The organism is Sulfurimonas gotlandica GD1, from assembly GCF_000242915.1.
Taxonomy (GTDB): Bacteria; Campylobacterota; Campylobacteria; order Campylobacterales; family Sulfurimonadaceae; genus Sulfurimonas; species Sulfurimonas gotlandica.
Genome location: NZ_AFRZ01000001.1, coordinates 2,265,460 through 2,290,019, shown reverse-complemented (window position 1 = coordinate 2,290,019; position 24,560 = coordinate 2,265,460). Strand labels below are relative to the sequence as shown.

Below are 24,560 nucleotides of genomic sequence, written 5' to 3'. Positions count from 1 at the left end.
GAAATCCTTGCTTTTAGCTAGTGTTTTTTATGCCACTTCATACCACTGAAAATAGCATCCATTCCGCCTTCTTTACCAAAGACAGCATTGTAAATAGCCATATAAATATGACCAAGTACAAATAACATTACACCCCATGTAAGGATGTGGTGAATAATGCGAACATTTGCAAGTCCACCAATCATAACCTCGATGCTTTTCATTACATCATAAAGGTATGCACCTAGTCCGTCATGATATACATGAACATAAAGAATAAGTCCTGTAATAATCAGACCAAACAACATAATATATAACGTTGCATAAGCCATAAACTGAATCGGGTTATAAACCCCACTCAGTTTTGGATGCTTAGAAATAAGCATGTAATAGCCTATTTGTTTAATCCAAATTTTTGGATTCAATATATCTTTAAATGCCGCTCTTTCCATGTCATGCTTTCTTCCAAACATGAAAAGATAACTTTTAAACATCACCGCAGATATTAGTACGAAACCGAAAATTATGTGCCATGATCTCATCAAAGCCTGCATAAAATTTGTCGGATCAGCATTTACCGCCGGTGTTAAAAAAGGAACAGCTATATAAAATCCAGTTATTGTCAAGACAACAATTGAAACTGCTCTTATCCAATGTTGCCATCTATAAGCAGACGAAAATTCCAATTCTTGTTCTATTTCGTGTTCTAATTCTAAGTCGTTATTAGCTTCACTAATCATAGCTTCTCCTTTTATACGCTACATCCACCATAAATAGGATCTAGTTTGTACTCACTTAGTTGATTTCCTTTTGTATCCATCACGTGAACTGCACATGCAATACATGGGTCATAAGAGTGAATAATTCTGATAATCTCTAGTGGTTGTGTTAAATTTTCAATTTTAAGACCGATTAAATCAGCTTCATAAGGGCCTTTTACACCGTTAGCATCCATAGGTCCTGCATTCCAAGTAGAAGGAACAACAGCCTGATAGTTTTCAACAACACCATTTTTGATTCTAACCCAGTGACTCAACATTCCACGAGGAACATCACCGATACCTCTACCTTTATACTCTTTGTCTTTATCGATAGTATAAGTAGCACAAGTCTCTTGGTCAACTTTTAGATTTTCAATCAGGTTGTTAAATGCGATTAGTGCATTATCACCGATTAGTTTTGCCTGTAACATTCTCGCTGCTGTTCTACCTAGTGTAGTAAAGAGAGCTCCTGCAGGAAGACCTGTAGTTTTTAAGAAGTCATTTACAACTTTTTGAACTTTTGCATTACCTTTTGCATAACTAACAACCATACATGCCAGAGGCCCAACTTCCATTGGTTTACCATCATATCTAGGTGACTTGATCCAAGAATATTTTTCTTTTTCATTAATCTGCTTAGAATGAATCATTTTGCCATCTGGTCCAACAGTTTCACCATCTACAAAACCTGTATATTTAGGATCTGTCTCACCATCGTATGGGTGAAGTGCTTTATCATTTTGGTACCATGAGTGCGTAGCTTCTTCTGTAATTAGATCTTCATCTATTTCGAAAACTTTACTTAAATCTCCATCATAAACGATTCCACTTTCAAAAAGTCTGTCACCACGACCTACAATAAAATCTTCATGTGCCATGAAGTTTTTAACACCAGCTGGTTTAACGACTGAACCTTCAGTTTTATACATTTCAGCAGCCATAACGATATCTGGGTAGTAAGCATTGTTAATAAAATTAGCAAGTACTTTAAACTTAGTCATGTATTCACCCATTTTCGCTGGGTTAAGAATATCCATAACACAAGTTACACCACCAACCGCAAGACTTTGTGGGTGTGGATTTTTACCACCAAAGATAGCTAAAAGTTGAGCAGCTGTTCTTTGAACTTCTAATGCTTTTAAGTAGTGAGAAAGCGCAATCAAGTTTTGTTCTGGAGTCAATCTATATGTTCCATGTCCCCAGTATGCGTTAGCAAATGGCCCAAGTCCTTGAGGATTCTTAGCAAACTTACCTATTTTCTCTTTAACTAATTTAAGTTCATTTTCACCTGTACCAATTGGATTGTCACAATATTTAAATGCTAACTTACTTGCTTTAGCAGGGTCCGCACTAAGTGCTGATACAATATCAACCCAGTCAACACCGTGTAAGTGGTAGAAGTGAACAACATGATCATGAATAAACAGTGCTGCATTCATTAGTGATCTTACTAACTCAGCATTGTAAGGAATCTTTATTCCCAGTGCATCTTCAACTGCCATAGTACTTTTTAGGTAGTGAGAGTATGTACAAACACCACAAATTCTCTGCATCATTAGAGGTACGTTTCTAGGATCTCTCCCTTTTGCGATTACTTCTAATCCTCTCCATAATGTTGAAGATACGAAAGCATCTTGAACAATTCCGTCATCACCAACAATAACCTCGGCTCTTAAGTGTCCTTCTATTCTTGTTATAGGATCAACTATTACTCTTTTTGACATATTAACTCCTCGATTATTCTTTTGGTTTCTTAACAGCTGATATTGCTGCATGTGCTGCGATTCCCACTGCTGTAACAGTAAGTAGTCCTAGACCAATCTTATCTGCCGTTGCATCTGAGCCCAGTCCACCAAATGTTGTGTGAAATAGTCTGTCGGCAAGAGGTTCATGTAAAACACCCATAGTATCCCAGAAATCCGGTTCACTACATCCAGCACAACCATGTCCGGCTTGAACTGGCCAAGATGTACCTTCATTGAACTTCTGTCTAGAACAGTTGTTAAATGTATAAGGACCTTTACAGCCTACTTTGTACAGACAGAAGCCATTTTTAGCTCCATCATCACCGAATTGTTCTACGAATTCACCAGCATCAAAGTGACCACGTCTTTCACACATGTCATGGATTCTTAGTCCATATGCCCACTTTGGTCTGTTGTAAGCATCTAGTGCTGGAAGTGATCCATAAAGTAGAAAGTGCAGTAGTGTTCCCACTATGTTGCTCTCACTCGGTGGACAACCTGGAACATTAATAACAGGCTTACTAGTAACATTACTAAGTGAAGTAGCATTTGTAGGGTTTGGAGCTGCTGCTTGAACACCACCAAAAGAAGAACAAGTACCAATAGCAAAGATTGCTGCTGCATGCTCAGCTGCATCAATTGCACTCTGCTCACCTGTCTTACCATGTCCGCCAATTGTCAAGAAATGACTACCTTTTCCGTGAGGAATACCACCCTCTACCATTAATACGTATCTATCTTTGTATTTTTCTATAGCGTTCTCAAGATTTTGTTCTGCTTGCCAACCGGCTGCAGACATTATCGTCTCTTGATACTCTAAAGATATATGATCAAAAATCAAACTGTCTATACTTGGAGATGCTGATCTTAATAAAGATTCAGTACAACCTGTACATTCTGCCATGTGCAACCAGATAACAGGAAGTCTATCTGCTACCTCTGCTGCTTTAGCTATCAACGGTGTATAACTCGCTGGAAGCGCTAACATAGCTGTCATAGTACCAGCCCATGTCATAAACTCTCTACGAGAAAACCCATTTTCTTCTATCAATTTTGGAATTGATTTTTGATCATCTAGTTTAGGCAACTTTGATAATTCGTTGACTCTAGCTGACAACTTTTTATATAGAGTGTCACTCACCATAATTTCTCCTTTTGCTCTTCATATTCATAAATGAATAATCATTCAGTAAGAAGTTTATATAAAAATAACTTATGTGTAGCTTAATATTAAAATTTAATTAGGGACAAATAAAAGACTGGCTCTGTTATAATTTTAACAAATATATATCAGTATTTTTGGATTTTAATTTGATATTTGGAGAGTCTTTTATGAAGAATATATTGTATACAAGGGCGATTCCCTTGTTAAATTTTATTTATTGAGAGTTAATGTGTAGTACAAACAGAACAGACATCAAAAGTTTTAAATACAAGTTCGGCAGTTTTAACATCTTTTAAACCAACCATCGCCTGTTGTGAAACTCCAAGATTTTCTCTTGTTCCATTTCCTAAGTTCCACTGAGTTGGAGTTATTATCTCATAATTTTTGATGATTCCATTTTCTAACTCTACTTTATGAATCAATGATCCTCTTGCTGCTTCTACAGCGCTCTCTCCAGATGCATTTATTTGAGATATATCAATATTAGGCTCGATATAAGATGGTTCACTTAAGTCTAGTTTCTCTAAAAGCTCTTTTGAATGGTTTAATAGTTGCGGTATTTCACAAACTCTAGCGATTATTCTACTAAAGATATTATCTCCATATCTTCTATGCGAATCTTTAACAAGTGGAACCTTATTTATCATTGCCCGAGCCAATGGACCGACTTCATAATATTTATCTTTATAAGTCACATTTTTTGCTAAAGAGTTTAAATTATCTTGCTCTTTTACATAATCTATGGAGATATTATGTGTAGTTATTGTCTTGTGTGACTTGCCCTTTGTAAAGTAACTATTCTCACCAAATGCTATAAATCTGTCATATGATTTGCCATGGTCCAGATATTTCTTTTTCTTTATCTCTCTTAATATATCTGGTAAGTCACCATTTTTCTTTAATACTTTATCTACATTGTCACAGACTAGAAAGTCTTTTGTATCTGCTTGTACTAAATTAGTCTCAAAAAACTTTATAGTCTCTTCTATGTAATGTTTTATTTTTATAATATCTATTTCTGTAATATCACAAACAACTCCACCAACAATAGCATAAGAAGTATGTGGATATTGTCCTCCAAAGACAGCTATTGCCTTTGCCATAAGTTGAGTTGGATATGTAGCTTTTAAAACCTCTTGTTTTTTACCAAAAAGAGGTCTCATAGTAAGATAGAACCATTTGAAGTGGTTTTGTATTAGCTCAAAGGTAAGAGTAAGTTCTCTAATAATTTCAGCTTTTTTGGAGATTTCTATATTTTCATAACAATCTTCTAAAGCCTTGACTGTTGCTATTAGATGAGCATGTCCACAGATGCCACATACTCGTGGGTTTATTACAAGTGCATCTAAAGCAGACTTGCCTTCTAATATCTTTTCTATATTTCTTGCAGTCATAAACTCTATATCTACAAAATCAATCTCTTCGCCAGCAAAACTAAAATTTAGTTTTGCTTCACCCTCTATTTTTTCTATTAGCTCAATCATCAAATAACTTCTTTTCTAATCTATCTATAGTAAATGCTTTTGTTATACCAGCTAGAGTAAGATATGTTCTTTTACCTACACCTATTGGAAGATCTTGTGGTATACCCATGTTCTTTTTAGTATTAAAAAGATTTTCTTTTGGAAATGTAGGCTCGGTACATCCAACACATGGCATCCCTGCCCTAGTTTTTGAGTTAACCTCATTCCATAGTGTTTTGTTACAGCTTGCATGTGTAAATGGTGCTTGGCATCCATGATCGTAAAACATACAACCCTCTAGCTCACCATACTTATGATTATCTACTTTATATTCAAAGTATTCGTTTCTTGTACAACCATTATGAACTGTATAAGCATAAAACTCTTTTGGTCTTAGGAAATTATCCAGTTGTAAATCAACACTTTTCTTAATTGCATAGAGTGTATTGACCAGAGTCTCAGGATGGACTGGGCATCCTGAAACAGAAATAGTCTTATCAAGCAGATTTTTAAAACTATCTATAGGCTTATTCCTATCGAAATGAAGTCCTGTAGCGTTTTCATAATCACTCTCTTTGAATATTCCTCCAAAAGTTGCACAAGTCCCTACCGTAACAATTTTTTTAACTATCTTTGCATACTTTTTTATGATATCAACAACAAGAACATCAGCTCTTTTAAAATCATCAGATATCGTACCTTCAATAAGCATGATATCACAGGCTATTGTCTCTGAGACAATTTCTTTAAGGGAGTAGTTGGAGTCAATAACTGGGTGATATATGAATTCAAAATCGTTTAGAAATTGTTCCATAAATGGATAGTTTAAAAAGGAGTGAGTGTTACCGTTACAAGCTATGGAGCTAAGCCATAACACTCTCACCTTGTTGCTCATAATATTTTAAACGCTTAGGGCTTTATATATATTATATGAAATATCATCCACATAAGCATCTAACTCTTTTGGTAAAACATCTTCACCTTTTAAGAAAACCATTCCACCAAGGTAACCCATAAATAGCCCAAAAGCACTAAAGAAGTCTTGATCTCTCAAGTCTCCACACTTTACACCTTCTTCGAAATAGATCATAATCTCTGTAACAAACTCGTTTACACAAATCATCCCTTCACAGCCCTCTTTAAATACATCACGAGTTGATAAGTAGATTCTTAAAAAATAATCGATCATCTCAGGCTTCTTAGAAGCAGTTTCGAAATAAACTTCGATTATTTTTCTTGTTTTTTCTTCTGTAGATATATCTAGTTCGTTAATCTCTTTTAACTTTCCACCTAGATACACTGATATATATTTTATAATTTCTTTAGCAAGAATATCTTTTGACTTAAAGTAATTATACATGTTTCCAACACTCATCTTTAGTGCGTTAGCTATATCAGGTATAGTAGTGTTGTAAAAACCTTTTACAGAAAAAAGTTCTAATGCGCTTTGCATTATTTGTTCTTTTTTTTGCTCTTTTTTGCTTAACAATATATCTTCTCCTTATCTTCTTACACAATTATACTATAAATTAGTTCTCATTTTTAATTAAACCTGAACTATTATTCATCTAGTGCAAAACCTTTTGAGAAATATGGATTACTCAGTTGAAACTTACTTAATATCCGGCTATAAAGCACACTATTTTCAAACATATCACCCATCATAACAAACTTATCAATTTTAAATTTTGTCTTTAGCTGGCCTAAAGTTGAAATAGCCATATCGCCAAGAGCTTCAAAAATAGAGTATGCTAAGTAGTGTTCATCCGTATCTGCAAGTTTAAAGCTCATGATAGAGCCTATAAAAGATACATAATCAAAACCTTCATCACCATAATTTGCGTCTATCTTTAGTCCGCCATTGCCATGGAACTCTAAAGACTTATCACTTACTGACTCAAAGTTTTTCTCTTTTAGCTCTAATATAGAAGATATTGTCTCAAACAAACCATACTCATCATTTTCTCTAAGCTCTTTCATTACAGAAGGAAACTTTTTCTCAAAGTTTGGAAGCAGTTTTGACTTGTTTTCATCTTTACTCATCAACTCTAAAACATCTTTTAGTATAAAGTCTTGAAAAGTTATAACTTTTTTAGCTCCAGTCTCATTTGAAACTATAAACGAGATGCCATCTCTTGTACTCAGACTAGCTGCAATTGAGCCTTTCTCAAATCCTGCTTCTTGTGCGATATTTAAAAATCTATTGATAGTCTTGTCGCTATCTAACTCTTTAAGCTTTTTAGAAACACCTCTGGAATCTCTAATAACAGTGGTGTTTTTTTGAACAACTACTACTTTTAAATCATCACTTCTTTGGAAAAACAAATATTCAACTTCACTCTCTCTTGCATTTAGTGCTACAAGATTGCTTTTTACACTATATGGAGATTTGATATTTATAAATATTTTTCCAGTTAACTCTTTTAGTACTTCATCTTTGATAGTAACTTTTAGGGTTGGTTTTTCTATACTAAAGAGCGCTTTTATTTCATCTTCTGTCATTATAAAAAGATTGTTTATATTACTTGGATCTACTACCAGGAGGTCACTTCCCTCGCTGTAATGAGGAGAGTAGTAGTTAGAATCAAGGAAGTCTTCATTTTCCTCGTTCGAGTAGTGTGTACACTTTAGAGAATCATTCAGATAGTCTTCACTAGCAGGATCTGTTAAACGTTCTAAACATCTAGGACATGCAGATATATTATATGTTGGTGATTTAAAATCTGATTCTAAACTCTCTGAGTCAACCTGTATAGTCTCTATCTCACCCAAAAACAAAGAGTGAGCCAGATATTTATTTGATAGTTGGCTAAAATCAGCGATAGCTTTTTCATCTGTATCGTTGAGCCTCATAACTATAGAGTCATCAGCTTGAGAGACACTGCCTACAATACCACTCTCTTTTATCATAGATTGTAAAAATCCTGCAAAATACTTACTGTCGCTTCTATATTTAATTACTTGTTTGATAGCCATTTTTAAACTCACTTTGTGGATTTGCATAACGTTCGATGATATCATCTAACATTACTGTTTCAGGGTTTCTTGTGTACTTTATGCCTGATTTATCTAGTTCAACTACTGCTGCATCTATCAAGCTATGAAACTTCTCTTTCATCTCATCACTCAAACCTATATTTACACTCACTATATCTTTTGGAACAATACCTACAATATTTACATCCGCCATTCTCTCTAAGAGTGAACAAATCTCGAGCATCTCTATTATTTCAACTTCATGAGCAGTCTGCTTATAACTTCCAAGACCTAACAACTCCTCTGATGGAAGATTGTAGATAGAGCCTACCTCATCGTCCATAGTAATAGTATCAAGTATAATCACCTTATCATAATCTTGATAGTATGTCATTAGTTGAAAGCCAAGTACTCCGCCATCAACTAATGTCACATCATCCATAAATGTATAATTCTCTTCTATATACTTTGAAGCATATACACCTATACCCTCATCTTGGTAAATTACTGTACCCGCGCCAACAATTGCTGTTTTCATATCTGTCCTTAAATTAAAAAAGCCAAAAAGAGATAATTCTTTTTGGCTTATTGAAGAAAAATAACCTTGAAGTTATTTTTCTTCTACAAACTTATTTCCACCAACAACAATGTTGATATCTCCCTCTTTCCAGAAGATTGTTCTCCATATTTGGTAATAAACATGAAACATAATCCAAGCGATAATAGCATACATTGTATAGTGATGTGCGATTCTCACATCCATATATGTTCCGCCAGTTACTGCTACAGTCCAATCTGTTGTTAAGTGAAGCATTGTTGGCCACCAAGAACCGATTGAACTGAGTCCAGATGCAAGTCCATGTACATATAGTTGAAGTCCTGTAAACAACTGCCAACCTAACATTATGTGAAATACAAAGAAAAATATAGAGTTAAAACTATCTGTATGAGATGAGTCAAACTCTTTTACACGATTTAATGTAATAAGGTTAATTAATACATCTACAAACTCTTTTACATTTTTAGCATTTGGAATTAACTTTTTATACGGTTTTTCAAATCTTGAAAAGAAGTATAAGTAAGCGACAATAATACTGCTAACATCAAAGATAATAGCAACTATAAGGTGACCTAGTCTATTCCACGCCATTACATATTTATCAACCGCAGGATCTGCGATAAAACTTTGATAATATGGATGACCGATATAGAGACCAGTTGCAATAGCAATGATCATTGATATAGCAACCACCCAGTGGTTGATTCTCATAAATCCGGTCATCCTCTCAATTTTTTTATAACTCATGACAGGCTCCTTAAACGGCACAGCTGGTGTTTACTTTGAAACTACTAAGCTCTCTTCCTTTTGTATCCACAATATGTACAGCACACGCTATACAAGGGTCAAAACTATGTATAGTTCTTAGTATCTCTAATGGTTGTTCAGGATCAGCTACTTTTGTGCCGATAAGTGCTGATTCATAAGCACCTTTTCTGTCTTTGTAATCTCTTGGAGCTGCATTCCATGTTGATGGAACAACTGCTTGATAATTTTCTATCTTACCGTCTTTGATTACGACCCAGTGTCCTAAACCACCACGAGGAGCCTCAGCCATACCAAAACCTCTAGCATCTTTAGATACTTTGTCAAAATCGAACTCTGTCCAAGTACTTATATCTCCAGATGCTACATTTGCAGCCAACTCATCAACCCAGCCCATCATAACATCAGCCATTAGCTCTGTCTCAATAGCACGAGCAGCTGTTCTTCCTACAGTTGAGAAAATTACAGATGCAGGAGCAGCAGTCTTAAGTCCTAAAGTCTTTCCTAGCTTAGTTAAAAAACTAACTGCATACTTAGTAATATTTTCATCACCAGCTGCAAGACCAACAGCTATTCTAGCCAATGGACCAACTTCCATTCTTGTGTCATCATATAGAGGTGACTTAATCCAAGAATATTTTTCTTTAGTTTTTAAGTATGAGTAACCATCTTCTTTTTTCTCTAAACCTGTATACTTAGGGTTAGTAACACCATCATACGGGTGAAGACCTTTATCATTTGCACCTTCATACCAAGCATGAGAAACATCTTCTGTAATCTTAGTTTGATCTAGTGGATAAAGTTTAGTCAAATCACCATTTAGTACTACACCGCTTGGGAATAGTTGAGATGATGTATAAAATCCTGTATCATCAAGTTTAAAGTCACCATAACTCATATAGTTCTTAAGTCCTGAACCAGTTCCATCAAGAGCCTCATCTGCATAAACAGTACCAGCCATAAGAACATCTGGAATATATGCATTTTTAATAAAATTTCTAAACTTGTTTAGAAGTGATTTAAATTCAGCAATTCTTGCAGGATTTTGAATATCTTGAACACAAGTTACACCACCAACTACTAACGATTGTGGGTGAGGCATCTTACCGCCAAAGATAGCCATCATTTTAGATGCATCTCTTTGCATATCAAGTGCTTGTAAGTAGTGAGCCACTGCAACTAGATTTTGTTCAGGTGATAATTTATAGTTTTTATTTCCCCAATACGCGTTTGAAAAAATACCAAGACGACCTTGTGCTACAAATTTACCAACTCTTTCTTGAATAGCTCTAAGTTCACCTTCACCAGTTCCATGAGGGGTATCTACCCATTTTAGTGCTTCTGCAGCTGCTAGTTTTGGATCAGCTTTTAGTGCAGATGTAATATCTACCCAGTCAAGTGCATGAAGATGATAAAAATGAACAACATGATCGTGTACATAAAGTGCACCTTGAATCAAGTTTCTTACGATTCTTGCATTTTTAGGGATTTTTAGTTTGAAAGCATCTTCAACTGCTTCAATACTTCTTTGATAGTGAGTACCTGTACAAACACCACATATTCTCATTGCAAGAAGTCCAGCATCTCTAGGATCTCTACCTTTTAGTATTGTCTCTATTCCTCTAAACATTGTTGAACTGGCAAATGCATCTGTAATTACATTATTCTCATCAATAACTGCTTCTATTCTTAAATGTCCTTCAATCCTTGTTATTGGATCTACTATTATATGTTTGCTTGCCATCTACTCATCCCCCTCTTTTTTCCCTGCTATAACACTTGCTGCCGCATGAATACCAATACCGATACCAGCTGCTGTAAGCAGTCCTAAACCAAATTCATCTACAGTTTTTTCTACTCCGCCGCCTGGTGCTTTAAAGTGAGTATCAGCCATTGGTCTCTCTTGAGCATATTTATCCCAAAATTGTGGTTCTGAACAACCTATACAACCGTGTCCAGCACCAATAGGCCAGTTTGTTCCACTGTTGTATCTAACAATTGAACAGTTGTTAAATGTCATAGGACCTTTACAACCCATCTTATAAAGACAGAAATTGTTTTGAGCACCTTTATCACCCCACTCTTCTACAAACTCACCTGCGTCAAAATGCGCACGTCTTTCACAGTTATCATGGATTCTATATCCAAATGCAAACTTAGGACGGTTTAAGTGATCTAGTTCTGGAATTTGTCCAGAGAGAACATAATGAAGTATAGTACCTGTAATGTTTGCAGGATTTGCAGGACAAGCAGGAATGTTAATAATAGGCTTGCCACGAACAACATCTTGAACACCAACTGCACCTGTTGGGTTTGGAGAAGCTGCCGGAACACCACCGAATGTTGCACAAGTACCAACTGCAACAACAGCAGCACTGTCTTTTGCAACTCGGTTTAAGTGATCTACAAAAGTCTCACCCTTTGCACCGATTGTTCCATATAGACCATTCATAGCTAAAGGAATAGAACCTTCAACAACACAAAGATATTTACCCTTAAATGTATGCATAGCCTCTTCTAAATGTGCTTCAGCTTGATGACCAGCTGCTGACATTAATGTTTCGTTAAATTCTAATGAAATTGTTTCAAGAATCAATTCATCAATTGTTGGAGCGTCACTTCTTAGGATTGCTTCTGAGTTACCTGCACAATCTTGAAGTTCTATCCATATAACTGGAACTCTATTCATAAGCTCAGCTGCCCTTGCAATAAGAGGTGTGAAGTTAGATGGGAGCATTAACGCTGCACACGCTGCACTCGCCCACTTCATAAAATCTCTTCTGTCTAATCCTTCTGAATCTAAAATAGCGTGAATTGATGCTTTAGACGCGGCTGGTGTTTTTTCTAGCTCATCTAGCCTTTTAGTCATTGTTTTCATTAAAGCATCGTAATATTCAGCACCACGGTTGGTATTAATTTTCGATCCTTTAGCACTAAACATTTTTGCTAAGGCCTCTCGTTTTTCAATCATGATCTACCCCTTATCTTGGAAATCAAAGCTTATGAATGAACATTCATTTTATTATGTGAATATGTATTCATTAAAGTTAATTGTAATGGAAGATAACTTAACTTATACTTATACTACGAGGTGTAAATATTATTTATTTTTCAAAGAATTGTGATAGAGTAGTGAGAAAGACCAAGGGATCGAGAGTAGAGCATTTTTTAACAACTATAGTTAGTATATAATAAAATTGTTTATGCCATTTTCATGTTTATAAATTAATTTAAAACCATTTGCATTTAATATATTGCTGATGATATAGAATCCAAGTCCGAAGCTTTGATTTGATTTTACGTTATCTCCATTAAAGAATGGTTCATAATAGTCTTGCAGTGAATGTTGCAACTCTTGACCGATATTTTCAAAGATGATTTTGCCATCTTCAGTTTTTACTACTACTCTTTTATCCGGAGAGTATTTAATACCATTATCAAGTAAGTTTTTCATAGCGATACTAAAGAGTTTAAAGTCAATATTTATTTTAATGTTTTCATACTCATGAACTACACTCTCTTCGTCACACATCAAAATATCAACTGCATTATCAATAACATCAGCTAAATAATAATCTTTTTTATCTAATACTTTTTTAGTAGACATCAACTCTTCAATAGATGCAAACTCATTTATAAGTGTTTCCAGTCTGTAAAAGACCTTTTGCATTTTTTCATTGTTCTCTGATGTTTGTGGTAGCTCTGTTAAAAACTTGCCCTTTGTGATTGGAGTTTTTAACTCATGCATAATATTTCGTATGAAAATATTTCTAGACTCTTTTAGTTTTTTTAGTTTTTTAGCAGATTTGTCAAACTCATTGGCAAGAAGAGATATCTCATCTTTTTTATCACTCGAACATGAGACATCAAATTCTTCATCTCCAAAATTCTGGACTTTATCTTTTAATATATTTAATGGTCTTAATTTATTTAAAGTATTTATGAATAAAAAAATAAATGTTAAAAATATGACAATAAATACAATTAATATGGTTCCTTTATGACTTACAGCTTGGTTGTTATTTAGTAAAATGACATTGCCTCTTATAGTATGAATATATACATAAGAGATATCTGCAAGTCTGAGTTGCTGAATCTTTGCTCTTCCTCTACCTCTTGTCTCAACTTCACTGTGTTTTAAGTTTGGGTCATTAAGTATTTTATTTTGCTCTGTTTGGTCACTGATTATAGAATAATTTATAAGTTTTAAATCTTCTTCTAACTTTTTAGTTAAACCACCATGTTTAAACTCTCTAAAAAACATATTAGTAGCTTCCATATTTCTTTTAACAATTAAAAAATCTTCTCTTTTTTCACTGACTTTATAAAGGATGCCAAAACTTACCAGTACCAGCACAAGAGCAATAATAAAGGTAATAGTTATTGTAAAGATTATTGAGTTTTTATTCATTCTACTAATTTATACCCCACACCTCTAATAGTTATAAAGTACTCCGGTTTTTTAGAATCTTCTTCTATTTTATGTCTAATTCTATTTATTATTACCGCTATACTTCCACTATCTTCATCGCTATTTAGAAAGTCACAACTATCCAAAATATCATATCTTGAAACTACAAAACCTTTTCTTTTACACATCAGAGACATTATTTGAAATTCTGCGGGAGTGAATTTTATAAACTTGCCGTTTTTTTTAATCTCTTGCCTCTCTTCATCTAAAGTAAATATCTCTTTTACCTCATCTAAAGCCTTTGGCATCTGCTTATTAAATCTTCTAAGTATTGTTTTGATTCTGACTTCTAATTCTCTTGGATCATAAGGTTTTGGAAGATAATCATCTGCACCAAGTTCCAGTGCTATAACTTTGTCTGCTATATCGCTTCTGGCACTTGAGATGATTATAGGTATGTCATACTTTGTAACTAATTCTTTACAAACTTCAAGTCCATCAAGTCCGGGAAGAGTAAGATCTAATATTATTAAATCAAACTCTTTTAAAGCGATAGCACTAAGTGCAATAAAAGGGTCTTCATAATTTGTAACACAGATGTTAAACTTTGATAGATACTGAGTTAAAACATCGGCTAACTCCGTATCATCTTCTACCATTGCAATATGTATCACTAAGAAATTCCTGCTTAAATTATTTTTGTATTATCTGCAATACTCTGATACTATGATATCCATTTTTGGATTAGTGTCATCTTCTATTATTGCAATTTTGCATATTACAATTACTATTTAACATCATCTTTTTTTTCATCATATCCTTCATATCAAGCATTGTTTTTAAATCTTTCTTTTGAGAAGAATCAAGAACTGCATAAATTTCTTCAATCATCTCTGCTTTTCTCTGAGCTTTAGAATCTCTTCTCTCATTTGCCAATTTAACAAATTTTTCTTTGTCAAAAGTAGCATCTGTAAATGCATCATGAGGATTTGGCATATTTTGCATACTCTTTTTTGCAATAGCTTTTATATCAGCTCTTTGCTTATCACTCAAATCAAGCTTCATAATCATGTGCAAAAACATTGGTCTTCTTTGACCCATTTGACCTTGCATCATCTTGCCTTGCTTAATTCCTTGGTTATTTCCTTGTTGCATCTGTCCTTGCCCATTGAAAGCTAGTAGTGATGTTGCCAGTAGTGCCGTTGCTGTTAAACTTATAATAATTTTCTTGTTCATGATGAACTCCTTATTTTTGATATAAGAAGTATAAGATTGTAAGATTAACGATGCTTTAATTTGAGGTTAATGAAGTATTAACGAGAGCTACAATTTAGTTAAAACTGATATGAGTACATTAGAGAGCCATAAGTATCAGCACCCTTTTGCTCATTAGTGTATGGGGATTGAGATTGGTAGAAGTATGATAGTTTATGAACATTGTAGTAAAGCTCTGCACCTAAGTATAAAGAAGCATTAAAAGTTTTTTGACTGATGTTATATCCATCTTTTTTAGCCTGATCGATTATATATGAATAAGCTACAACAGCTCCATTCATCCCAGCACTTATCGACCAGCCAAAGCCATGACATATTTTGTCTACTTCTAAAAGCCCCGCTTCTTCTCTTAAGTATGGATAGTGAACATTAAAATTTTGTATATAGTTTTTTCCTATGCGAAACATTGTTCCACCAAAAGCATCTATCTCAAAGTTACCTAACTCAGCACCAAAATGATTGAACCAGTCCATACTGAGACGACCTACTTTATTTGTCTTCCAAGTTCTATACCCCCGTCTATATAGAGCGTTAACTGTATATTTTGTGCCTATTTGAGTATCCCAACCTTTTGCATGTGGATTGCCGATGAGAGAGTGAAATGTATTTTGCATCTGCTTAGCACCGGACTCTCTGCCTACAACACCAAAGTCAACTCTATACTCATTAAAACTATTGTCATCCCATTCAAAAAGATACAATCCCAGTGCCAAATAACCGGCGTAAGGAATATCATCATATTGAGGAGTGGAAATAGTTGTGTCTATTGGAGTAATAATTATTTGTGAAAGGCTTGTACCTGAACTATAACGCTTTGATTTATCAAGGCCATTTGGAGCTATTACTTTAAATGTATTGACCATAAAATTACCATATGCATTAACAGAACTATTATCTTCGTGCTTATATGTATCATTTAGCCAGCTAAAAGCTACACCGTTTGTAAAGTGCTGGTCAGTCCCTGCAAAAAAATCATTATAAAGCTGAAATGAGAACTGGTCAGCATTTAGTGTAGATGCGACCAGTAATGATAATAATTTTTTATAATGTTTCATGCAGTTATTCTAACCATTTTTTTATTTATTTGCCATCTTTTATATGTTTCACTTCATAAAACTTTCTCAACCATCTGTCAAAAGGATTGATAAGTCTATACATTACAGGAACTATAAGCAGTGTAAGAACCATTGAACTAAGAAGTCCACCGATGATTGAAATTGCCATCGGTGCTTTTGTCTCACTACCTAGTCCATCACCTATTGCCAGTGGCAACATAGCAAATACCATGGCAATAGTAGTCATCAAAATCGGTCTAAGTCTTTTCTCCCCTGCTTCTATAAGTGCAGAGTCTGCGTCTTTACCGCTTTCTACTGCGTTGTTCGCAAAGTCAACAAGAAGCACGGCATTTTTACCAACCATACCCATCAGAAGCATAAACCCTATCATTACAAATAGACTAAACTGCAACCCAGATGCATAAAGAGCTAGCATAACACCTATGATACTAAGAGGCAGCGCCATCATAATAATTATCGGCTGAATGAGTGACTCATAAAGAACCGCTAGAATGATAAACATAAGTATTACAGATAGACCAATCGCCACACCAAAAGCTTTACCTGTTTTTTCCATCTCTTCAGCAAAACCGGTAAATCTATAAGTAACACCTTCTGGCATAAGGGAATCAATAGACTCTCTTGTATATGCAACTGCTCCACCAAGGTCAAGCCCAAACAAATCTGAGAAAATAGTTACCTGTCTCTGTCTATCAAAGTGGTTTATTGAAGATAGTGCTTTACTATGTGTAAAAGTAACAAGACCATCAAGATAAATAAACTGACCATTTTGGGCACGGAGCTGAATCTTTTTGATATCATCTATGCTTATTCTGTTTTCATCATCAAAACGTAGAGTAATATTGTACTGCTTACCGTTTTCTTCAAAGTATGATATCTCCAAATCACTTGAAAATGCAGTTGAGATAGCTTCTGCAATCTGAGATGCAGAGATGCCAAGTCTATTTGCATTTTGTCTTAAAATATTTATATCTATTTGTGGTTTTGCATCATCTAAATTTGTATCTATATCAACAAAACCCTCTTTCTTTTTCATATGCTCTATTAGTCTATCTTTTGCAACTTGCAAGTCCTCAAATGAGTCTGACTTTAGAACTATCTGATAAGGTACAGATACACCGGCACCTTTGATATTTGGAATAGCTGCGGCTGTTATAAACATATCTTTAGCAAATGGCTTCATCTTGGCTCTAAGACTTTGAGTAACTTCTTCTTGATTTAACTCTCTTTCATCTTTTTCTATTAGTTTTACATACATAAGAGCCTTGTGTTTCTCTTGTGCCGTGTTATAGCCGATAGTCAAAGTTGTGTAGACAACATTCTCATCTGCTCGTATAAGGTCCTCAACTTCTTTAGACTTTCTAATCATCTCTTGGAGTGAGATGCCAGAATCTGCTTTTATCTTTATCTCTATCTCTGACTTATCCTCTTTAGGGATAAAATCCATACCGATCTTTGGAAATAGACTAAGAGATGCGAAGAAGATTACAAATACTAAGATAAGAGTTGAGACTTTAAATCTTAGTACAAGTTTTAGTATCTTCTCATAACCTCTTTCTAACGCCTTAAAAATAGGCTCTGTCTTGTCATAGAACTTGCTCTCACCCTTATGTAAAACTCTGGCACTAATACTTGGAATAAAACTAAGTGCAATAGTATATGAGATAATAATCGCGAAACCAACTGTCATAGCAAATGATTCAAAGAACTTTCCAACAATTCCACTCATAAATGAAACAGGAATAAAAACAGCCAATAGCATCGCAGAAATTGCAAGGATAGTAAAAGCCATCTCTTTTGTACCTTCTACAGATGCTTCAAACTTACCCATACCCTCTTCCATCTTTTTGTAGATGTTCTCGATGACAACAATAGCATCATCGATGATAATACCAATAGCCAAAGTAAGACCGATAAGAGTCATCCTGTTTAAATCAAATCCCATATAATCCATAAGAGCAAATGTACCCATGATAGATGCAGGAATAGATAGTGCAGAAACAAGAGTAATTGTCATGTTTCTTAAAAATATTAAAACAATAATAGCCGCTAAAAATGCTCCATAGATAAGGTCAAACTCAACATCTTCTAGCGAGTGTATGATAAATGGTGTAGTGTCATTTAAGATTTTTACTTCATAATTATCTTTTGCATAACCCTGAAGTTGGGGAACCACCTTTTTAACATTTTTAACAATATCTATAGTATTAGTTCCTGAGATTTTTTGAACCTCTAGCATAACGCCTTCTTCACCATTATATGAAGCGTAACTTTTTGCATCACTTAAGGCATCTGTCACTGTTGCTATATCTTTTAGTTTAATGTCGTCTTTTATTTTTATATTTTCAAGCTCTTGTACACTCAGCGCATCTGCTTTGGTTTTTAGTATAAACTCTTGAGTATTGGTTATTAACTTACCGCCACCGATTTTTACATTCTCTTTTGCGACTATCTCATTTAACTCACGAACTGTGATGCCAAACTTATTTAAAAGTCTCGGGTTTGGATATATCTTTATCTCTCTATCTTTGTATCCGATGATATTTACGGCACCTACACCATTTATCTTTTGTATTTTTGGTTTTACCTTCTCATCTGCAAAAAGCATAAGATTTTGAATAGTCTCATTTTTTGCAGTTAAGAAGATGTTGATTATAGAAGCTCCACCAATATCGAGCTTACTTACAAGAGGTGTCTTTGCATCACGAGGCATGATAACTGCAGAGACTTTATCTCTTACATCATTTGTCGCTTCATCTATATCACGCTCTAAAAAAAACTTTACAGTTACAACACTCACACCCTCACTACTAGTAGATATGATGTTATCAATACCGCCGATTCTTGAAACTGCTTCTTCTATCTTGTCAGTTACCTGGGACTCAATAGTACTAGCTTCTGCTCCAGGATAAACTGTTTTAATCGTAACCATCGGAAAGTCAATATTAGGAAATAATGCTGATGGCATAGACTTAAAGCTCATCAATCCAAAGATTATCAATGCAACAACATACATCAATGTTGTTATAGGTCTATTTATGGAAAACTTATACATCTAAGACTACTTTTCATCAGGTACTATGATATACCCTTCACCAAAAAGACCAACTATAAAACCATTAGCGACAACTTCTGCTTTTATCTTTCTGTTATCACTGTTAGCATGTGGATATAGTTTAGATATCTTACCTGTGTAACTATCCTTATCACCATTAACTGTGTACTTAACACTATCTCCAACTTTTACACTCTTCCAGTACTTTTGATCAAACTCAAAAACCAATTTTCTTTTTGACTGGCTCTGTATTTTAAAAATAGTACGAAGCATCATCCCGCTTACAACATCTCCCACCTCAACACTCTTCTCAAAGATAATCCCGTCAAATGGAGCCAAGATAATACTTCTGTCTAAAAGCGACTGCTGATAAGCCAAGTTTGCTTTTGCAGATGCTACTGCTACTTTTGATCTTTCATATACAAGCTCATACTGGTCAAACTTTGCTTCATCTATCAGGTCTTTGATAAGAAGCTGTCTGTCATAGTCTTTCTTAGCAAACTTCAAAGTAACTTCTGCTTCAGATAGTGATGCTGTTGCAATCTTTAGAGATGCTTTTAAGTCATCATTTTGAAGTTCTACTAACTTGTCACCCTTTTTCACACTACTGGCTACATCTACATATACTTTATCTATGATTCCACTAGAGTAAAAGGCAAGATTTGCACTTTTGTCAGCTTCTATATTAAATGTTGCGTATATCTCTTGTGCGCTTAGGCTAGCTACTAAAGCTAAAGTGACTAAAATTATTTTCTTCATTTTAAAAACTCCTCTATTTTTTTTCCTGCGTAGTAGTAATACGCTGCATATGCGATTTCCAAGTCATTCATCGATGTCTCATAAAGTGCTTTAGCCTCTGTCTGAGAGCTCAGCGCATCTAAATAGACTATATTGTCAACAATTCCTGCATCATACTTTTTGCTGATTGTCTTAAACGCACTTGTTGCTGAGACTAAAGCACTCTTGGCACTTTTTATTTTTATGTTACTTGTCTCTATAGCAGAGAGTGCTAAGTCATAACGCATAGCCTGCTCTTTTTTAAAATACGATACTTGAGTATTTAAAGCTTGTGAATTAATTATTAACGCCTGTTTACTCTTAGCTACAGTCCCATAATCAAAGATTCTCATGTTTAAAGAAAGTAGTAGTTTGTTTTGATTGTCCACACCTTCTGGATGCAGAGCATCTGAACGTTCATAACCGTAAACACTAAATGTATCTTCTATTTTTAGTTGCGGGTAGTAGGCACTGTCCACCGACTCAGCACCATCTACGAGTGCATCTTTTTTAGCCATAAGAGATTTAACACTGTCTATCAGTTCTTTTGTCTGTTTTGAAAACTCTCTAAACTTTGAATCATCAAGAGTTTCAATGTTCTTTCCTACCTTTAACTCCAGTGATTTCTTTGCAGATACTATTTGAAATTTTATAGATTCCATCTCATATATGTTTGTATCGTAAGCTGCTTGGAGTCTATCTACATCATCGCTTGTTGCAACTTTAGCTGCATAAAATCTTTGCATGCGAGTTAGTTGCTCTAGTAGAGACTTTCTTGCCTCTTCTCTAGATGCTAAAGATGCTTTTAGACTTTTGATGTTAAAGAAGTCTTGAACTATCTGTAGGCTTAGACTCTTTTTTGTTGACTCTGAATCAAAACTGCTTGCCTTGTACTCGTTCTCAGTTTGAGAAAGCTGTGAAGATTTTTTACCACCGTCATAAATATCAAAAGATACTTTTGCAAACCCACTATATACATCACCGGCTTGCATAGGTGTTTTTTCATCAAGAGACTGATAAAAAGCACCAGCATCTATTGTTGGAAAGTAAGCACTCTCACGAGATTCTACTTCTGACGCTTTTGCTTTTTGAGTAAGAGTCTTTGAAACTACCAAGTCACTATTCTCTGTTGCGTAATCAAGCAGTGACTTAAGACTCTCTGCATATATAAAAGCAGGGATAATTAAAAGGATTAGTTTATTCATTTTTTTACCTCTATAAGATTAAATAGTGCATCCGTAAACTTATCTATCTCTGATTTTAAATCATCAATAGTATTTGTAACAGAGCTAGATATAAACATACCTTTAGCCATCACAAAAAGCCCTCTTGCAAACTCTTGTGAACCATCTATTATCTCGCCCTTCTCTATACCTTCATTTAATATTTCTACGAACCAGTTGTAGTAGTGATTAGTATGAGCTGTTTGAAAGTCAACCATCTCTTTATCCGGATTTGTTAAAGATATAGAGATAAATTCTTTATATAGTTGTCTTAATTCTTTTTCATTATCATCATAAAATATACTTGCAAAGACTTTTATTTTCTCTCTTGTAGTAGATTCACTTTTTAACTTCTTATGCATCGTTTCATTATGCTCTTGCATTAAAATATTTACAATCTCAAAAACGATATCTTCTTTATTTTTAAAGTAATCATATATAGTTCCCTTACCTACCCCTGCAGTTTTTGCCACTTGAGAGACAGTAAGATCATTAATACCATTTTGAAAAAAAATCTCTTTACAAGCCAGTGCTATATCTTTTCTTTTTTGTACTTTGTCTACAATAATTGCCATATTATTTTCCTTTACTTAAAATGACTGACCGTCGGTCATTTATAGAATTGTATAACTATCAAACTTAAAATAGTGTAAATAAAGTGTATTAAATCAAAAAGTGTTTTATGCAGTTGTATCTATAATGAAGATATTTTTATCGTTTTTGTGTTCATATAGGAACTCAAATCTATGTTTAAGAAGGATTTCATTCACTATATAGAGTCCTAAACCAAACCCTCTTTGGTTTATCTCATTCAAGTCACCCTTAAAAAATGGCTCAAGATAGTTGACAAAGTTATATTCCAACCTCTCCCCTCTTGAACTTACATATATCTTTTCATCTTTACACTCTACAAAAACCATGCCATCTGCAGAATACTTTATACCATTATCTATGAGGTTCTTTAAGACAATGCTAAATAGTTTAAAGTCAACAGACATAACCATAGTTGACTCATCTTTAATAATCACCCCGTTTTTATTTATAAAAAGCATATCCATGGCATTATCAATAATATCAATTGCTCTAAAATCTTTTTTATCTATATCTACATTATCGGTCGTGATTTTTTCAATATTTGCCATATCATCTATAAGAAGTTCGAGTTTGTTTAAAGATAATTCCAAGCCGTCTTTTATCTTGGACTCTTCCATAAATCCCAGATATAACTTACTTTTTGTTAGAGGTGTTTTCAACTCATGCATCATGTTTCTAAGAAAAAGTTTTCTCGACTCATTTACGGCTTCTAGTTTTGAAGCAACCTTATAAAACTGCTTTGAAACGAGGGCTATTTCATCTTTTCCATCTAATACTTTTGTAGCATCTACAACACCGTTTTCATAGTCTTTTAAACTATTTTGCAGAGTTTTTAGACTTTGAATATTTTTTCGTATCATATAATAAACTATAATTAAAATACCTAAAAAAACAAAGTAAGCTACTCTTATAAATAGAACTATTTGCTTATACTCTTGTTCATGATACCTTAAGAGAAGTTCAAAATTTTTCTCTTTTATATGTACATAAATAGTATCTTTATATCTAAGCAAATCAAAACTATGTTCTCTTTTAAAAAATGGTGGCGGCGGTTTTCCATGCTCTTTTATAAACGGTACTTTTGGGGGTTGTTTAAAAAAATCTCTTTTTTCAATAGGTTTTGCCTTAGTAACTATACTCATATCTTCTACAATTTCTAAAGTTTGCGGTAGTATAAGGTTTTTTATTTCTATCTCACCATCTCGATGTAGATTTCTATCTATATGTCTTAGATGAAAACCCAAATCAAAATTACTTCTTTTATGAATAAATCCATCAAGCATTAAAAAAATAACAGTTACAGATATGATTGTTATTATAAATATAATATTTAATTTAAAAAGTATTGAGTGTCGATTTAGCATCTACTCACCTATAAACTTATATCCGGCACCGCGAATAGACTTAATATATTTAGGCTGTTTCGTACTGTCTTTTATCTTATGTCTGATTCTGCTTATGATTACATCTATGCTTTTATCTGTAGACTCCCAGCGAACAGAGTTTACATTGTTTGCAATATATTCACGTGATAGCACCATCTGTTTTTTGTCTAAAAAGAGTTTTAGTATTTCATACTCTGCTAAAGTCATATCAAGAGCTTCAGCATCCTTAGATATTGTCATATTTTCTTCGTTAATAGAGAAACTACTCTGGGGATTTGCTTTTAGACCTTTTACTCGTCTAAGCAGACTCTGTATTCTAGCTACAAGTTCTCTTATATCGTATGGCTTAGGAAGATAATCATCAGCACCTAATTCTAAACCTTTTACTCTGTCACTGACATCACTTCTTGCAGTTGATATGATAATAGGAATATTATACTTTTGAGATATGATTTTACAGACTTCCAAGCCATCCATATCAGGTAGTGAGAGATCAAGAATCACAATATCATAGTTATCTATTTTAAAAGACTCTAACGCTGATAAAGGGTTTGTATATCCTATGACTTTCATGCCATACTTAGGCAGGTATTCACTTAAGATATCTATTATCTCTTTATCATCTTCTATGACTAATACATCTATCATCACTACCTCAATTTCTTTTGATGTAGTCTATCTACTTTATGAATAAATATCAAGAAAACTACCACCGCGTGTGAAGTTTGACATAGCATTTTGGGTTGAAGAGTTTGTAGTAGATGTTTTAGCATCTTCTAGCAATGCTAGTAACATCTCAGATGCAGACTCTTCATCTAGTCCAGCTAGTTCCTCTTTTGCTTCCATCATAGAAAAACCGAACTCTTGCTTTTGTTCAATCGTCATAGATTGAAGCATCTCCAAAAACTCACTAAGACTCTCTTCAGTCAAACTAGCCAACGGATCTTGTAACTCTTCACTTGGTGGCGGAGGTGGTCTCATTCCACCTGGAGGTCCTGAACGACCAACATCTTCTAATATATCCAATACAGATATACCTTCAACTTCACTCAAACTCTCAATACTTCCGGCTTCATCCATAATCTCAAATATAGCCGATGTTGCCTCATCTTGAGACATTGCAGATATTTCACTCTCATTTGTCTTCATTAGACTCATAAAGTACATCATCTGCTCTTTTGAAAAAGAAGATATTTTACTATCAAACTCTTCTTTTTGATCTGCAGTCATTCCATCGACTTGATCTTTTAAAGGCGGTTCAGGTCTTTGTTGCATTTGCATTGATTGAGATAATCCACTTACCGTACTATTTATACTGCTGATACTCATAATAAACTCCTAGTAAAATTTA

22 protein-coding genes are annotated in these 24,560 nt (G+C 34.3%); all 22 read right to left on the bottom strand.

What is annotated here, in order from left to right:
- Positions 1-17 precede the first annotated feature (17 nt).
- The 22 genes from cybH to SMGD1_RS11140 all read right to left on the bottom strand — a co-directional run bounded on the left by cybH (position 18) and on the right by SMGD1_RS11140 (position 24,538).
- Positions 18-719 carry a Ni/Fe-hydrogenase, b-type cytochrome subunit gene (gene cybH / locus SMGD1_RS11245; protein WP_008339466.1) on the bottom strand — a complete coding sequence of 234 codons (702 nt, stop codon included), beginning with the start codon at positions 717-719 and terminating at the stop codon, positions 18-20.
- A gap of 11 nt (positions 720-730) precedes the next feature.
- Positions 731-2,464: a nickel-dependent hydrogenase large subunit gene (locus tag SMGD1_RS11240; protein WP_008339404.1), complete on the bottom strand. Its 1,734-nt coding sequence runs from the start codon at positions 2,462-2,464 to the stop codon at positions 731-733.
- Positions 2,465-2,477: 13 nt separating this feature from the next.
- Positions 2,478-3,629, bottom strand: coding sequence for a hydrogenase small subunit (locus SMGD1_RS11235; protein ID WP_008339437.1), 1,152 nt, complete (start codon positions 3,627-3,629; stop codon positions 2,478-2,480).
- A 245-nt stretch (positions 3,630-3,874) separates the two neighbouring features.
- The gene (locus SMGD1_RS11230) at positions 3,875-5,134 is read right to left on the bottom strand and encodes a nickel-dependent hydrogenase large subunit (RefSeq protein WP_008339288.1); all 1,260 of its coding nucleotides are present in this window, start codon (positions 5,132-5,134) and stop codon (positions 3,875-3,877) included.
- The gene (locus SMGD1_RS11225) at positions 5,127-5,990 is read right to left on the bottom strand and encodes an NADH-quinone oxidoreductase subunit B family protein (RefSeq protein ID WP_008339403.1); all 864 of its coding nucleotides are present in this window, start codon (positions 5,988-5,990) and stop codon (positions 5,127-5,129) included. The genes SMGD1_RS11230 and SMGD1_RS11225 overlap by 8 nt, the downstream gene beginning before the upstream one ends.
- 24 nt (positions 5,991-6,014) lie before the next feature.
- On the bottom strand, positions 6,015-6,602 hold the full coding sequence (locus SMGD1_RS11220) for a TetR/AcrR family transcriptional regulator (protein WP_008339356.1): 588 nt from the start codon (positions 6,600-6,602) through the stop codon (positions 6,015-6,017).
- A 71-nt stretch (positions 6,603-6,673) separates the two neighbouring features.
- Positions 6,674-8,089: a hypothetical protein gene (locus SMGD1_RS11215; RefSeq protein ID WP_008339245.1), complete on the bottom strand. Its 1,416-nt coding sequence runs from the start codon at positions 8,087-8,089 to the stop codon at positions 6,674-6,676.
- Positions 8,067-8,627, bottom strand: coding sequence for a HyaD/HybD family hydrogenase maturation endopeptidase (locus SMGD1_RS11210; RefSeq protein WP_008339341.1), 561 nt, complete (start codon positions 8,625-8,627; stop codon positions 8,067-8,069). Before SMGD1_RS11210 ends, SMGD1_RS11215 begins: the two co-directional genes overlap by 23 nt.
- A gap of 72 nt (positions 8,628-8,699) precedes the next feature.
- Positions 8,700-9,395, bottom strand: a complete 696-nt coding sequence (locus SMGD1_RS11205; RefSeq protein WP_008339204.1) for a cytochrome b/b6 domain-containing protein — start codon at positions 9,393-9,395, stop codon at positions 8,700-8,702.
- A gap of 10 nt (positions 9,396-9,405) precedes the next feature.
- A complete protein-coding gene (locus SMGD1_RS11200) occupies positions 9,406-11,157 on the bottom strand; it encodes a nickel-dependent hydrogenase large subunit (RefSeq protein ID WP_008339563.1) in 1,752 nt (583 codons plus the stop codon).
- Positions 11,158-12,384 carry a hydrogenase small subunit gene (locus SMGD1_RS11195; protein WP_008341372.1) on the bottom strand — a complete coding sequence of 409 codons (1,227 nt, stop codon included), beginning with the start codon at positions 12,382-12,384 and terminating at the stop codon, positions 11,158-11,160.
- 210 nt (positions 12,385-12,594) lie between these two features.
- Complete coding sequence (locus tag SMGD1_RS11190; RefSeq protein WP_008339208.1) at positions 12,595-13,824, bottom strand: ArsS family sensor histidine kinase; 1,230 nt, start codon at positions 13,822-13,824, stop codon at positions 12,595-12,597.
- Entirely contained in the window at positions 13,821-14,498 is a 678-nt protein-coding gene (locus SMGD1_RS11185) for a response regulator transcription factor (RefSeq protein WP_008341370.1), read from the bottom strand. The genes SMGD1_RS11190 and SMGD1_RS11185 overlap by 4 nt, the downstream gene beginning before the upstream one ends.
- 76 nt (positions 14,499-14,574) lie before the next feature.
- Positions 14,575-15,060 carry a Spy/CpxP family protein refolding chaperone gene (locus SMGD1_RS11180; RefSeq protein WP_008339292.1) on the bottom strand — a complete coding sequence of 162 codons (486 nt, stop codon included), beginning with the start codon at positions 15,058-15,060 and terminating at the stop codon, positions 14,575-14,577.
- 98 nt (positions 15,061-15,158) lie between these two features.
- The gene (locus SMGD1_RS11175) at positions 15,159-16,154 is read right to left on the bottom strand and encodes a lipid A deacylase LpxR family protein (RefSeq protein WP_008339361.1); all 996 of its coding nucleotides are present in this window, start codon (positions 16,152-16,154) and stop codon (positions 15,159-15,161) included.
- Positions 16,155-16,179: 25 nt separating this feature from the next.
- Positions 16,180-19,230: an efflux RND transporter permease subunit gene (locus tag SMGD1_RS11170; RefSeq protein WP_008339352.1), complete on the bottom strand. Its 3,051-nt coding sequence runs from the start codon at positions 19,228-19,230 to the stop codon at positions 16,180-16,182.
- Between the two features lie 6 nt (positions 19,231-19,236).
- Positions 19,237-19,989, bottom strand: coding sequence for an efflux RND transporter periplasmic adaptor subunit (locus SMGD1_RS11165; protein ID WP_008339278.1), 753 nt, complete (start codon positions 19,987-19,989; stop codon positions 19,237-19,239).
- A complete protein-coding gene (locus SMGD1_RS11160; protein ID WP_008339443.1) occupies positions 19,986-21,212 on the bottom strand; it encodes a TolC family protein in 1,227 nt (408 codons plus the stop codon). The genes SMGD1_RS11165 and SMGD1_RS11160 overlap by 4 nt, the downstream gene beginning before the upstream one ends.
- On the bottom strand, positions 21,209-21,805 hold the full coding sequence (locus SMGD1_RS11155; protein WP_008339284.1) for a TetR/AcrR family transcriptional regulator: 597 nt from the start codon (positions 21,803-21,805) through the stop codon (positions 21,209-21,211). Before SMGD1_RS11155 ends, SMGD1_RS11160 begins: the two co-directional genes overlap by 4 nt.
- A gap of 105 nt (positions 21,806-21,910) precedes the next feature.
- The gene (locus SMGD1_RS11150) at positions 21,911-23,188 is read right to left on the bottom strand and encodes an ArsS family sensor histidine kinase (RefSeq protein ID WP_008339311.1); all 1,278 of its coding nucleotides are present in this window, start codon (positions 23,186-23,188) and stop codon (positions 21,911-21,913) included.
- Positions 23,189-23,857 (bottom strand): response regulator transcription factor, encoded by a 669-nt coding sequence (locus tag SMGD1_RS11145; RefSeq protein ID WP_008341366.1) that lies wholly within the window; start codon positions 23,855-23,857, stop codon positions 23,189-23,191. It lies immediately after the preceding gene.
- Positions 23,858-23,893: 36 nt separating this feature from the next.
- Positions 23,894-24,538 (bottom strand): hypothetical protein, encoded by a 645-nt coding sequence (locus tag SMGD1_RS11140; RefSeq protein WP_008339544.1) that lies wholly within the window; start codon positions 24,536-24,538, stop codon positions 23,894-23,896.
- Between the last annotated feature and the right edge of the window lie 22 nt (positions 24,539-24,560).

Excerpts from the sequence above, each read along its gene's own strand:
- SMGD1_RS11145 (WP_008341366.1), bottom strand. The coding sequence starts at position 23,857 with ATGATAGATGTATTAGTCATAGAAGATGATAAAGAGATAATAGATATC.
- SMGD1_RS11190 (WP_008339208.1), bottom strand. The coding sequence starts at position 13,824 with ATGAATAAAAACTCAATAATCTTTACAATAACTATTACCTTTATTATT.
- SMGD1_RS11195 (WP_008341372.1), bottom strand. The coding sequence starts at position 12,384 with ATGATTGAAAAACGAGAGGCCTTAGCAAAAATGTTTAGTGCTAAAGGA.
- SMGD1_RS11170 (WP_008339352.1), bottom strand. The coding sequence starts at position 19,230 with ATGTATAAGTTTTCCATAAATAGACCTATAACAACATTGATGTATGTT.
- SMGD1_RS11235 (WP_008339437.1), bottom strand. The coding sequence starts at position 3,629 with ATGGTGAGTGACACTCTATATAAAAAGTTGTCAGCTAGAGTCAACGAA.
- SMGD1_RS11240 (WP_008339404.1), bottom strand. The coding sequence starts at position 2,464 with ATGTCAAAAAGAGTAATAGTTGATCCTATAACAAGAATAGAAGGACAC.
- SMGD1_RS11155 (WP_008339284.1), bottom strand. The coding sequence starts at position 21,805 with ATGGCAATTATTGTAGACAAAGTACAAAAAAGAAAAGATATAGCACTG.
- SMGD1_RS11200 (WP_008339563.1), bottom strand. The coding sequence starts at position 11,157 with ATGGCAAGCAAACATATAATAGTAGATCCAATAACAAGGATTGAAGGA.
- SMGD1_RS11165 (WP_008339278.1), bottom strand. The coding sequence starts at position 19,989 with ATGAAGAAAATAATTTTAGTCACTTTAGCTTTAGTAGCTAGCCTAAGC.
- SMGD1_RS11180 (WP_008339292.1), bottom strand. The coding sequence starts at position 15,060 with ATGAACAAGAAAATTATTATAAGTTTAACAGCAACGGCACTACTGGCA.
- SMGD1_RS11205 (WP_008339204.1), bottom strand. The coding sequence starts at position 9,395 with ATGAGTTATAAAAAAATTGAGAGGATGACCGGATTTATGAGAATCAAC.
- SMGD1_RS11175 (WP_008339361.1), bottom strand. The coding sequence starts at position 16,154 with ATGAAACATTATAAAAAATTATTATCATTACTGGTCGCATCTACACTA.
- SMGD1_RS11150 (WP_008339311.1), bottom strand. The coding sequence starts at position 23,188 with ATGCTAAATCGACACTCAATACTTTTTAAATTAAATATTATATTTATA.
- cybH (WP_008339466.1), bottom strand. The coding sequence starts at position 719 with ATGATTAGTGAAGCTAATAACGACTTAGAATTAGAACACGAAATAGAA.
- SMGD1_RS11215 (WP_008339245.1), bottom strand. The coding sequence starts at position 8,089 with ATGGCTATCAAACAAGTAATTAAATATAGAAGCGACAGTAAGTATTTT.
- SMGD1_RS11160 (WP_008339443.1), bottom strand. The coding sequence starts at position 21,212 with ATGAATAAACTAATCCTTTTAATTATCCCTGCTTTTATATATGCAGAG.
- SMGD1_RS11140 (WP_008339544.1), bottom strand. The coding sequence starts at position 24,538 with ATGAGTATCAGCAGTATAAATAGTACGGTAAGTGGATTATCTCAATCA.
- SMGD1_RS11210 (WP_008339341.1), bottom strand. The coding sequence starts at position 8,627 with ATGAAAACAGCAATTGTTGGCGCGGGTACAGTAATTTACCAAGATGAG.
- SMGD1_RS11230 (WP_008339288.1), bottom strand. The coding sequence starts at position 5,134 with ATGATTGAGCTAATAGAAAAAATAGAGGGTGAAGCAAAACTAAATTTT.